10 protein-coding genes are annotated in these 11,353 nt (G+C 71.9%); 4 read left to right on the top strand and 6 right to left on the bottom strand.

The annotated features are described in order from the left end of the window. Positions 1-47: 47 nt before the first annotated feature. The 3 genes from purD to IW249_RS10135 form a co-directional block, all read right to left on the bottom strand. Positions 48-1,298 carry a phosphoribosylamine--glycine ligase gene (gene purD / locus IW249_RS10145; protein ID WP_196920504.1) on the bottom strand — a complete coding sequence of 417 codons (1,251 nt, stop codon included), beginning with the start codon at positions 1,296-1,298 and terminating at the stop codon, positions 48-50. Between the two features lie 90 nt (positions 1,299-1,388). Next, positions 1,389-2,327 carry a type IV toxin-antitoxin system AbiEi family antitoxin domain-containing protein gene (locus IW249_RS10140; RefSeq protein ID WP_307788557.1) on the bottom strand — a complete coding sequence of 313 codons (939 nt, stop codon included), beginning with the start codon at positions 2,325-2,327 and terminating at the stop codon, positions 1,389-1,391. A gap of 171 nt (positions 2,328-2,498) precedes the next feature. Further along, positions 2,499-3,788, bottom strand: coding sequence for an adenylosuccinate synthase (locus IW249_RS10135; RefSeq protein WP_196920503.1), 1,290 nt, complete (start codon positions 3,786-3,788; stop codon positions 2,499-2,501). Positions 3,789-3,912: 124 nt separating this feature from the next. Here IW249_RS10135 and IW249_RS10130 point away from each other — a divergent pair, with 124 nt between their 5' ends. Both IW249_RS10130 and IW249_RS10125 read left to right on the top strand, forming a co-directional pair. Beyond that, positions 3,913-4,962 carry a diacylglycerol kinase family protein gene (locus tag IW249_RS10130; RefSeq protein WP_196920502.1) on the top strand — a complete coding sequence of 350 codons (1,050 nt, stop codon included), beginning with the start codon at positions 3,913-3,915 and terminating at the stop codon, positions 4,960-4,962. 91 nt (positions 4,963-5,053) lie between these two features. Continuing rightward, positions 5,054-7,492, top strand: coding sequence for a chromosome partitioning protein (locus tag IW249_RS10125; RefSeq protein WP_196920501.1), 2,439 nt, complete (start codon positions 5,054-5,056; stop codon positions 7,490-7,492). A 45-nt stretch (positions 7,493-7,537) separates the two neighbouring features. Here the strand turns inward: IW249_RS10125 and IW249_RS10120 are convergent, their stop codons facing one another. Further along, entirely contained in the window at positions 7,538-7,966 is a 429-nt protein-coding gene (locus IW249_RS10120) for a DUF3151 domain-containing protein (RefSeq protein WP_196920500.1), read from the bottom strand. A 249-nt stretch (positions 7,967-8,215) separates the two neighbouring features. On the opposite strand from IW249_RS10120, the gene IW249_RS10115 reads away from it, so the two are divergent. Continuing rightward, a complete protein-coding gene (locus tag IW249_RS10115) occupies positions 8,216-9,409 on the top strand; it encodes an LOG family protein (protein WP_196920499.1) in 1,194 nt (397 codons plus the stop codon). A 50-nt stretch (positions 9,410-9,459) separates the two neighbouring features. Here IW249_RS10115 and fbaA read toward each other — a convergent pair whose 3' ends face one another. Together fbaA and IW249_RS10105 are read right to left on the bottom strand one after the other, a co-directional pair. Further along, complete coding sequence (fbaA, locus tag IW249_RS10110; RefSeq protein WP_124853722.1) at positions 9,460-10,485, bottom strand: class II fructose-bisphosphate aldolase; 1,026 nt, start codon at positions 10,483-10,485, stop codon at positions 9,460-9,462. A gap of 135 nt (positions 10,486-10,620) precedes the next feature. Next, positions 10,621-11,004: a phage holin family protein gene (locus IW249_RS10105; protein ID WP_196920498.1), complete on the bottom strand. Its 384-nt coding sequence runs from the start codon at positions 11,002-11,004 to the stop codon at positions 10,621-10,623. Positions 11,005-11,129: 125 nt separating this feature from the next. On the opposite strand from IW249_RS10105, the gene IW249_RS10100 reads away from it, so the two are divergent. Beyond that, on the top strand, positions 11,130-11,342 hold the full coding sequence (locus IW249_RS10100) for a hypothetical protein (RefSeq protein ID WP_196920497.1): 213 nt from the start codon (positions 11,130-11,132) through the stop codon (positions 11,340-11,342). Positions 11,343-11,353: the final 11 nt, after the last annotated feature.

Raw genomic sequence — 11,353 nt, 5'->3', positions numbered from 1 at the left:
CGTCTCACCGATCAAACGGAGACGAGGCGGGCCGAGGTTGCCGGGGTTCAGCGGGGAATCGTGATCCGGCCGTCGATCGCGGCGGCGGCGATGTCGGTACGGTGCTGCGAGCCGGCCAGTTCCACCCCGTCCACCAGCGCGTACGCGGCGTCCCGCGCGGCGGCCAGGTCGGCGCCGGTGGCCGTACCGCAGAGGACCCGGCCGCCGGCGGAGAGCAACGCGCCGTCGCCGGCCCGGCGGGCGGTGCCCGCGTGGATGATGCCCGGGCGGTCCGCGCCGGTGATCACGTCGCCGGTGCGCGGCGCGGCCGGATAACCAGCAGAGGCGAGCACCACGGTCACGGCGCTGCCGTCCCGCCACCGCAGCGGCGGGTGCTCGGCCAACGTGCCGGTGGCCGCCGCGTGCAGCAGCCCACCCAGCGGGGTCTCCAGCAGCGCGAGCACCACCTGGGTCTCCGGGTCACCGAAGCGCGCGTTGAACTCGATCACCCGAGGGCCGGCGGCGGTGATCGCCAGCCCGACGTAGAGCAGGCCCGCGAACGGGGTGCCCCGGCGACGCATCTCCGCGAGCGTCGGGTGGACCACGTCCCGCATCACGTCGTCGACCAGGCCGGACGGGGCCCAGGCCAGCGGCGCGTACGCCCCCATGCCGCCGGTGTTCGGCCCGGTGTCGCCGTCGCCGAGCCGCTTGAAATCCTGAGCCGGCACCAACGGCAGCGCCGCCTCGCCGTCGGTGACCACGAAGAGGCTGACCTCCGGGCCGTCGAGGAACTCCTCGACCACCACACGGCCACACTCGCTGGCGTGCGCCAACGCGGCGGACCGGTCGTCGGTCACCACCACGCCCTTACCGGCAGCCAGCCCGTCGTCCTTCACCACGTACGGCGCGCCGAACTCGTCCAGCGCGCGGGCGGTGCTCTCCTCGTCCGTGCAGACGTACGCCCGGGCCGTCGGCACGCCGGCGGCGGTCATCACGTCCTTGGCGAACGCCTTGGAGCCCTCCAGCTGAGCGGCCGCGCCGGACGGACCGAACACGGCGATGCCCTTGGCGCGTACCGCATCGGCGACCCCGGCGACCAGCGGCGCCTCGGGCCCGACCACTACCAGGTCAGCTGCCATCTCCACGGCCAACGCCGCCACTGCGGCCGGGTCTGTCGGAGTCACCGTCCGCAGCTCAGCCACGCTGGCGATCCCCGGATTACCCGGCGCGGCAACAAGCGCGGAAACGCTCGGATCGCCCGTCAGCCCAAGCGCGAGCGCATGCTCCCGCCCGCCACCACCCACCAAAAGAACCCGCACAACCCGAGATCCTACTGTCCCCCGTTACGTCACCGTTGATCATGAGGTTGACGGGTCATTTGGTGATCCATCGACCCGTCAACCTCATGATCAACGGGATTGGAGGGCTGCGATTGCTTGGCGGACCGTCCAGGGGATGTAATCGGGGCGGAGGGTGTCCTGCCAGGTGAAGCGGAGGATGGTCCAGCCGGCGTTGACCAGGCGGTTCTGGCGACGGCGGTCGGCATAGGCGGCTTCCGGAGCGCCGTGCGCGTCTCTGCCGTCCGCTTCGGCGATCAGCCTCGGGACGCGCCAGCCCAGGTCGCCGATGCCGAGCAGATAGCCGTCGTCGTCGCGCACTTCCAGCTGTAGCGCGTCTGGCGGAACTCCCCCGTCAACGCATCGCAGCCGAGCGCGGGTCTCCAGTGGAGACTGCGCCCGGCCATCTGCCTCGGCAAGGTAGCCCCGTGCTGCGACCGCACCGCGTCGACCTCGGATCAGTGCCGGAATGGTGGCGAGACATTCGGGCGTGAGCAGCTTCCGATTGAGGGCCGAATCGAGCACCGAGACCGCCGGGTACCGCCGCTCCCTCAGGATGATTTCGGAGACGGTCAGTCGTGGCTCCGTAGCCGCGATCCCGTTCACGTGCACCACAGTGCCCAGAGGGTGTTCGAGCTGGTGCAGCACGACCGCGGGATCCGACACCCGCGCCAGCTTCGCCGCCCGGCCCGGCAGCGCCACGTGGATCTCGTCCCGACGCGGCAGTCCGGCGATGCCGTACAGCTCAGCCGCGGTGCCGAAGACCGCGTGAGCCGCCGGGCCCAGCGAGAGCACCGCAGCACGAATACGACACCGACGAGCAGGTGGTTCACCGTACGGGCCGCGCGTCAGATAAACCGCTCGAGCAAGTGGCCGCCAACGGCCCACCGCCACCAGATGATCGATGTCGTGCCGGCTGAAGCCAGCTCCCAGCGCCTGCGCTCGGGTGATCAGGTCATCCTGGGCGGCAGCAATTGAGCGAACGAGCTCTGCGCGATCCACAAAGCCCACGCTGGCCGCTCCACCAACCAACCACCAGGCCTGTGGATAACCCTGTGGACAACGACATCCGCCGCTTCAGTGATCATGAGGTTGACGGGACCCTTGTAGATCGAATACCACGTCAACCTCATGATCACCGGAGCTCGACCAACGCGGAGGGAGGCCCGGGGACCGCGGGGGTTAGGGGAGGAGGGGGTGGAGGTGGACGTTTTCTTCTCGGCCTGGGCCTACGCCTACGACGCTCACCCTCGTGTTGCAGAGTTCTTCGACCCTCGCGATGTAGCGGCGGGCGTTCTCCGGGAGGTCGTCGATGGTGCGGGCCTTGGTGATGTCCTCCCACCAGCCGTCGAGTTCCTCGAAGACGGGCTTGGCGTGGTGGAAGTCCGTCTGGCTCATCGGCATGTCGTCGACCCGGACGCCGTTGATCTCGTAGCCGACGCAGATCGGCACCTTCGGCAGGCCGGTGAGTACGTCCAGCTTGGTGATGACCAGGTCGGTGACGCCGTTGAGGCGGCAGGCGTACCGGGCGACGACCGCGTCGAACCACCCGCACCGGCGTTCCCGCCCGGTGGTGGTGCCGTACTCCGCGCCGATCTTGCGCAGGTGGTCACCGTTGGCGTCGAACAGTTCGGTCGGGAACGGCCCGGCACCGACCCGGGTGGTGTACGCCTTGCTCACCGCGATGACCTTGTTGATCGCTGTCGGCGGGATGCCCGCGCCCACGCAGGCGCCACCGGCGGTCGGGTTGGACGAGGTCACGAAGGGGTAGGTGCCGTGGTCCATGTCGAGCATGGTGGCCTGGGCGCCTTCCAGCAGCACCGTCTCGCCCCGGTCCAGGGCGTCCCAGAGCATCGCCCGGGTCTCCGCGATGTACGGCTTGAGCCGCTCCGCGTACGCCAGGTACTCCTCGACGGTCGCCTCGAGGTCGATCGCCTTGCGGTTGTAGACCTTGAACAGGATCTGGTTCTTCTCGCGCAGCGCGAGTTCCAGCTTCTTGCGCAGGATGCCCGGGTCGAGCAGGTCCTGGAGGCGGATGCCGATCCGGGCGACCTTGTCCCCGTACGCCGGGCCGATGCCCCGGCCGGTGGTGCCGATCCGGGACGAGCCGAGGTAGCGCTCGATGACCCGGTCCAGGGCCCGGTGGTGCGGCATGATCAGGTGCGCGTCGCCGGAGATCCGCAGCCGGGACACGTCGACGCCGCGCTCGGCCAGGCCGTCGATCTCGGCCAGCAGCACCTTCGGGTCGACCACCACACCATTGCCGATGACGATCATCGCGTTCGGTGAGAGCGCGCCGGACGGCATCAGGTGCAGCGCGTATTTCTGGCCGTCCGGGGTGATCACCGTGTGGCCGGCGTTGTTGCCGCCGGAGTAGCGCACGACGTAGTCGACCCGCTCACCCAGCAGGTCGGTAACCTTGCCCTTGCCCTCGTCGCCCCACTGAGCGCCGATGAGCACGATCGCTGGCATCTTTTCCGCCTCCAGAAGGCTCGGGTGCCAGGTGGCGACCGCTCGGCGAGCCCGGGTTGTCAGGTTAACAAGTAGTGACGGCGTGGCCGGCAGGGGTCGCGTCGAGAGGCAGGAGGCTCCTTCCGTGTACGACGTGGTGCTGCTCACCCTCGGTTCGGAGCGGGACGCTCCCGGGGGCTGTGGCAGCGGCGGGGCCTGCTGCGGCGGCGCGACCGGGGCCGACACCGCCCCGACGAGCCAGTCCGACACCGACCAGGCGAACACCGATCACGCCAGCACCGACAGCGAGCAGTGCGCAACGGAGCGGCCACGGGTGCCGGTCCTGGCCTGCGCCGACGCGCTGACCGCCCGGGGCGCCCGGGTGGAGACGGTCACCGCCCGCTCCGACGCGGAGATCGACGCGGTGTTGGCCCGGCTCGACGGCCCACCCCGTCCGGACGGCCTCACCTGGCCGGACCCGGACAGCAAGACCCGGCTGGTCGTCGCCACGGCCAGCGACGGGCAGTTGCGCGCCGTCATGCGCCGGCTGGTCAAGCGGTACGCCCCGGCGCCGAGCAAGCGCCCGGCGGACCTGCCCGGCAACCGCACCCTGCCCGACCTGCCGCCGGTGGCCGTACTCCCGCTCGATCCGGCCCGTGGCGGCACCCACCGGGACCTGGCCGCGCAGCTCGGGTTGCCCCGCGACCCGGTGGCGGTGGCCACCGCGGTGCTGGACGGCACGCCGCGCCGGCTGGACCTGCTGCGCAACGACGGCGGCTCGGTGACCCTGGACGGCGCGCTCCTCGGCGCGGCCGACGACGCCGGCCGGCCGCTGCACTGGCGCGCCCGGGTGGAGGTCGACGACACGATCCTCACCGACGGCGTGGAACCGCTGCTGGCCTGCGCGGTCGGCAATGCCGGCGGGTACGCGACGCTCGACGACGTGACGTTGCTGACCGCGCCGGACCCGGCCGACGGCCAGGTCGAGGTCGCGGTGGCCGTGCCGGTGGTCGTCCGCTCGGCGTGGGGGCGCAAGCGGGTACGCCTCGAAGTCCGGCGGGCCCGCGGGCGGGCGGTGTCGGTGCTGCCCAGGGAGGGCAAGGTGCCGTACCTCGACGATGGTGTCGAGGGAGAGCTGACCCGCAAGCGTTCCTGGTGGATCGAGCCGGGCGCCTGGGCGGTCTGGTCGGTCTGAGGCCGACCGCACGGACCGGCCGACCTGCCTGCGCGATCGGCCCTGCTGGGCGATTGGGCCTATCCTCGCAGGAGGACTGGGGAGGGCCGTAATGGACGAGAACGCCGACCGGGCGCAGGTGCCCGGCCAGCAGCCGGTGCCGGAGCGGGACGTCGAACCACTCTGGCCGCCAGATCCGGGCGACCGGGGCGCGGTGCCGCCCTGGGCTGCGGTCGCCGAGCAGCGGGGTGGGCCGTCGCCGGTGACCTCGCCGGTCACGCCACCGGTGGCCGCGCCGCCGATCGGGCGACCGCCGGTTCCCGGCCAGCCCGGCGCTGCGGCCCAGTCGCCGCCCAAGCCGTCGGACTACCCGTCGCTCACCGGCGCCGTCCCGGCGCCCGGAGGTTGGGGGGCCAGCGGCCCGTCCGGCACCGGGTCGGGTTGGGCGCCGGCGCAGCCGAGTTGGCCACCACCGACCGACCCGGCCGCCGGGTCACCACCGCCCGCTCCGCAAACGACCGGTGCCCAGCCGACGCCGCCAGCGACCGGCCCTGGGAGCAACGGTGGGCCGGCTGGCCCCGGCGTCCCCGCTGCGGCACCCAACACCACCTCCGGGCCGAGGGACGGCCGGCCCGCCGGGAACGACGCGGCCAGTCCTGCGGCCAGCCAGACCGGCGATGCGACGCAGGTGCAGCCCGGCGGCCGGGGCCCGATCGCACCGGGCGGGGTCGACCTGAACCTGCCGTTCACCCTGGATCACGCCAGCGCCGCCGACCGCCCCACCACGGCCGCAGCCACCCCCGACCGGTCCGCAGCCACCGACCGGCCCGTTCCAGCCGGCACCGCCTCCGCCGCCAGCCCGAGCGCCACCACCGACGGCGCGACGGCCGCCGGTCCCGCGCCGGCAGACTCCTCTGCCGCAGGCCCCGCGGTGGCCGGTCCGGCACCGCAGCCTGGCGAGCCGGCGCAGCAGGCCGGCGGACCGGCACCACAGCCTGGTGGTCCGGCACCACAGCCCGGCGGAACCGCGTCGCAGGCCGGCGGCCCGGCGCCTAAGCCTGGTGGGCCACCACCACAGGCCGGTGGACCAGCACCGCAGGCGGGACCAGCGCCGCAGGCCGGTGGGGCCGGTGAGGACGGGTCCGCTGACGGGCCGACGCGGCCCATTGCCGAGTCGCCGTGGGCGTACCCGCCGCAGCGCCCGGCCGGAGCGGCCACGCCCACTCACGACGAGGCGGGCGTGACGCCTCCGATCCCGCCGCCGCCCGTCGTCCCGCACGTCGGTCCCGCGCAGGCACACCCCGGGCAGCCGTTCACCCCGGCCATCCCCGGCCAGGCCGGCCCGGCGCAGATCCCGCCGCCGCCCGACCTGACGCAGTTCAGCCCCCCGCCGCCCGGCCCTCCCGCACCGCAGCACACTCCTCCGCAGGCCGGGTCGGCGACACCACCGCCCGGGCCGTTCCCGCCCTCGCCGGGTTGGTACCCACCGCCCTGGCAGCAGGGTTCGCCCGGCGGCACGCCTGGGCAGTCGTACCAGGAGGCCGACGGGGTGACCCGGGTGCCCGCCCCTGCGTATCCGGACGCGACCGCTTACCCGGACGCGAGTTGGACACCGGACGCCACCGCCGCTCCGACCGCCGAGGACTTCGCCCGACGCCGCCAGGTTCGACCGGCCGACCCGGTGGCGACGATGGGTGTCCGCGCGGTGGTCAACAAGATGGGCCTGCTCCGGCTCTCACCGGGGCGGCACGAGCAGGAGCTCAAGCGGGACATCGAGATGGTGCGCCGCAACTTCGGCGGTCTGCGGCAGGTGACCGTTGTCAACCCGAAGGGCGGCGCCGGTAAGACGGTGGCCATTTTGCTGCTCGCCATGACGTTCGGTCAGAAGCGCGGCGGCTACGTGCTGGCCTGGGACAACAACGAGACCCAGGGCACCCTCGGGATGCGCGCCCAGCAGGACTTCCACTCCCGCACCGTGCGGGACATGCTGCGTGACCTCGGGCAGTTCCAGGGCGCGCACGGGCGGGTCGGCGACCTGTCGCAGTACGTCCGCTCGCAGGGCGAGGGAATGTTCGACGTCCTGGCCTCGGACGAGTCGGCCACCGGTGGCGAGATGTTGACAGCGGCCGCGTTCGCCGAGATCCGCGAGGTGGTCAGTCGGTTCTACAAGTTGATCTTCGTGGACACCGGGAACAACGTCCGGGCGCAGAACTGGCAGGCGTCGATGGACGCCACCGACCAGCTGGTGGTCACCATGTCGGCCCGTAACGACTCCGCCGAGACGGCCGCCCGGATGCTCGACCACCTGGAGCAGAGCGGCCGGCAACGGCTGGTCCGTCAGGCCGTGACTGTGGTGTCGATGCCGCCGTCCCGCAAGGAGATCGACCTGCCGGCCATCCAGGAGCACTTCGCGGCCCGAACCCGGGCGGTGCTGCTGGCCCCGTACGAGCGGCTCATCGACAGTGGCGAGCCGATCCGGTACGGCGGGCTCTCCTCGGCCACCCGGGACGCCTGGCTGAAGATCGCCGCGGCAGTCGCCGAAGGGTTGTAACCCACCGACGGCCGGCCCGGTGTCGGGCCGGCCGCCGGTGCGGGATCAGTTGCTCGCCAGCGCGTCCGCCGCTTCCGGGTCGCAGTCGCGCAGGAACTGGGCACAGCGGGCCGCCTCGTCGGCCTCGCCGATCTCGTCGGCGGCGCGGGACAGCACGTACAGGCAGCGGAGGAAGCCCCGGTTGGCCTCGTGTGACCACGGCACCGGGCCGTGCCCCTTCCACCCACTGCGGCGCAGCTGGTCGAGGCCCCGGTGGTAGCCGGTGCGGGCGTACGCGTACGCCGTCACCACCTGGCCCTGCGCGAACGCCCGCGCCGCGAGCTCCGCCCAGGCGGCACTGTAGGTCGGGAAGCCGGCCGCCACGTTGGCGTACGCCTCGTCGGTGCCGGCCTCGTCGGCGGCGGCCAGGGCGGCGTCGGCCTCGTCGTTCACGGGCAGGCGGGTGGCCGGTGGCTCTGGCAAAAGGTTCTGCATCGCCCCATTCAACCCGCTGGACGGGGCGACACGCGAGCGGGTCGGCCGACGTGTTCCGCTGAACGGCTGAGGAGTTGGTCACGCCTGCGGCCTATGCCGCTGCCTGGTGTTTTCCACTACAACTAATGGTCCGGAGCCTCCCCAGGAACCGGTTATGCAGGAGCCCGGTGGCCACGACCACCGGGCTCCTGTCGGTTCCACCCCCGGCCCGAGGTTTGGCCGGACCCGGAGGACGGGCAGGATGGCCGGGTGCCGACCCCACCTCCCGCCGACGTAATCGAGCCGCACCTGCACGCCAGTGAGATCCAGACCCGGGCCGAGTTCGATCAACAGCTGACCACCGGCCGGCTGACCGGGCTGACCGTGCAGGGCCTGCGGCTCGACCTCGCGCCGGTGCCCGACCTGACCGGCGTGGACGTCGCCGGCACCCTCTTCGTCGGTTGCCGGTTCGCGTCCCGGGACGTGGGCGCCGACCTGGTCCGGCGTGGCGCGAACGTGGTGCCGCCGTTCTCGGGGCTGCCGTACCCGACCCAGCCGACGCACCTCTACACCCCGGACGACCTGGCCGCCGGGTTCGCCGAGGGCGGGTTCACCGGGATGTACGACACCCGGGTGTACGACCACTACCGGGCGCACGGCGGCGCGCTGCCGGACGTCAAGGAGGCGCTGGGTCAGCGGCTGCACGACCACGGCGTGGACAACGCGCTGGCCGACGCCACACGGGTCTGGTTGGCGGCGCACGGGCCGCAGTCGGTGGTGGGCATCATGGGCGGGCACGCGGTACGCCGCGGCAGTCCCGCGTACCGGATGGCTGCCGTGCTGGGTTGGGAGCTGGCGCGGGCCGACCGGCTGGTGGTGACCGGCGGCGGCCCCGGGGTGATGGAGGCCGCCAATCTCGGCGCCTACCTGGCGGACCGGCCGGCGACCGATGTGACGGCGGCGATCGACCTGCTGGCCACCGCCCCCGACTTCACCGACCACCACCGGTACACGGCGACGGCGCTGACGGTCCGGCAGCGGTACGCGGGCGTGCCCCGGCAACGTGGCGACGATCTGGATTGGGCGCGTGCGGGTGGCCTGGCCATTCCGACCTGGCTGTACGGGCACGAGCCGGCGAACCTGTTCGCCGGGCGGATCGCGAAGTACTTCTCGAACGCGATCCGGGAGGACACCATTCTGCGGCTCGCCCGGGGTGGCATCGTCTTCGCGCCGGGGCGGGCGGGCACGGTGCAGGAGGTGTTCCAGGCGGCCACGAAGACCTACTACGGCACCGACGGCGCGAGCGGGGCGTACATCTTCCTGGACCGCGCCTACTGGACCCGTGAGCTGCCGGTGGAGGCGCTGTTGCGCCCGCTGCTGGCCGCGTCGCCGTTCGGTGACCTGTCGTCGACGATCCACCTCACCGACGACGTCCGCGAGGCCGTACGCCTGCTGACGAGCTGACGACGACGGCCGGCGCCCCGTGCGGGGAGCCGGCCGTCGGTGGGACGTCGTTACTTGGTCATCGTGGTGCCGGTCGAGCGCAGGTGCTCGCAGGCCTCGACGACACGGGCGGCCAGGCCGGCCTCGGCGGCCTTGCCCCAGGCGCGCGGGTCGTACTGCTTCTTGTTGCCGACCTCGCCGTCGATCTTCAGCACGCCGTCGTAGTTGCGGAGCATGTGGTCCACGACGGGGCGGGTGAAGGCGTACTGGGTGTCGGTGTCGATGTTCATCTTCACCACGCCGTAGTCCAGGGCCTCGCGGATCTCGCTCAGCAGGGAGCCCGAGCCGCCGTGGAAGACCAGGCTGAGCGGCTTGTCCTTGCCGTACTTGGCGCCGACGGCGTCCTGGATCTGCTTGAGGATCTCCGGACGCAGCTTGACGTTGCCCGGCTTGTAGACGCCGTGCACGTTGCCGAAGGTCAGCGCCGCCATGTAGCGGCCCTTCTCGCCGAGGCCGAGCGCCTCGACCATGGCCAGGCCGTCATCGGTGGTGGTGTAGAGCTTGTCGTTGATGGCGTTCTCGACGCCGTCCTCCTCGCCACCGACGACGCCGACCTCGATCTCGAGGACGATCTTGGCCTTGGCGGCCTCGTCGAGCAGCTGCGCGGCGATCTGCAGGTTCTCCGCGACCGGCACGGCCGAGCCGTCCCACATGTGCGACTGGTAGAGCGGCTCCTCGCCGCGCTTCACCCGCTCCTGCGAGATGCCCATCAGCGGACGCACGAACCCGTCCAGCTTGTCCTTCGGGCAGTGGTCGGTGTGCAGGGCGATGTTGACCGAGTACTTCTTGGCCACCTCGTGCGCGTACGCGGCGAACGCCACAGCGCCGGTGACCATGTCCTTGATCGACGGGCCGGAGAGGTACTCGGCGCCACCGGTGGAGACCTGGATGATGCCGTCGCTCTCCGCGTCGGCGAAGCCCTTGAGCGCCGCGTTCAGCGTCTGGGAGGAGGTCACGTTGATCGCGGGGTACGCGTACCGGCCAGCCTTGGCGCGGTCCAGCATCTCCGCGTAAGCCTCGGGGGAAGCGATGGGCATGTGATGCGCTCCTTACTTACCACTCTCGGCCTGCTGGCCGCTGTTCTTCATTTGTGCGCCGGACCGCGCTGTCCTCCGCCCGGAAGTATCCCGTAGGTGAGGTGCGCCGGAACAACCGACCCGGGTGTCAGCCGTTCACCGGCGGTCCAGGTTGTCCGGCACGACAACGCTGATCAACCAGGTCACCACGGTCATCACGATGGCTCCCCAGAACGCCGGCCAGAATCCGTCCACCTGGAACGGCAGGTCGAGCCCGCTGGCGATCCGGTCGGTGAGCAGGAACAGCAACGCGTTGACCACCAGCGCGAACAGGCCCAGGGTCAGCAGGTAGAACACGCAACCGACGACCCGGATCACCGGTTTGAGCACCGCGTTGATCACGCCGAAGATCAGCGCCACCACGATCAGGGTGAGCACTGTGTTGCCACCCGAGCGGCCGTGCACGTCCACCCCGGGCACGATCAGCGTGGTTATCCACAACGCGACCGCGGTGATCGCCAGTCTGATGAGGAAGCCCACGGCACCATCCTGGCATCGGGTCGCGTCGCCGAGGGCTGATTCCGCCTACTCCGCTTCCGGGCGGTGCGCCCGCCCAACCCGTACGGTGGGTGGGAACCGTGCCCCGAGACCCCCCGGGAGGGACGATGGGTCAGCCCGACGAGGACTTCATCCCCGGCGACCACCTCACGCCCAACGAACGCGACCCCGAGGCGGACCCGGCGGACGCGGTCGAGCAGGCCACTGTCGCCGGCCCCACCGACGTCGACGGTGAGCCGCACCGTGGCCTGGAGGTCGGCGACTGGGACGCGATGGAGCAGGCCCGGGTGGTCACCGGCGACGAGGACGACTACCGCTGATCCGGTCGCCG

The sequence above is a fragment of the Micromonospora vinacea genome, from assembly GCF_015751785.1.
Classification (GTDB): Bacteria; Actinomycetota; Actinomycetes; order Mycobacteriales; family Micromonosporaceae; genus Micromonospora; species Micromonospora vinacea.
The sequence above is the reverse complement of the archived record's forward strand: the minus strand, read 5'-3'. Positions and strand labels throughout refer to the sequence as shown.

Coding starts and splice junctions, on each gene's coding strand:
- IW249_RS10135 (WP_196920503.1), bottom strand. CDS start 3,788: ATGCCAGCGATCGTGCTCATCGGCGCTCAGTGGGGCGACGAGGGCAAG.
- IW249_RS10125 (WP_196920501.1), top strand. CDS start 5,054: ATGGACGAGAACGCCGACCGGGCGCAGGTGCCCGGCCAGCAGCCGGTG.
- IW249_RS10120 (WP_196920500.1), bottom strand. CDS start 7,966: ATGCAGAACCTTTTGCCAGAGCCACCGGCCACCCGCCTGCCCGTGAAC.
- fbaA (WP_124853722.1), bottom strand. CDS start 10,485: ATGCCCATCGCTTCCCCCGAGGCTTACGCGGAGATGCTGGACCGCGCC.
- IW249_RS10100 (WP_196920497.1), top strand. CDS start 11,130: ATGGGTCAGCCCGACGAGGACTTCATCCCCGGCGACCACCTCACGCCC.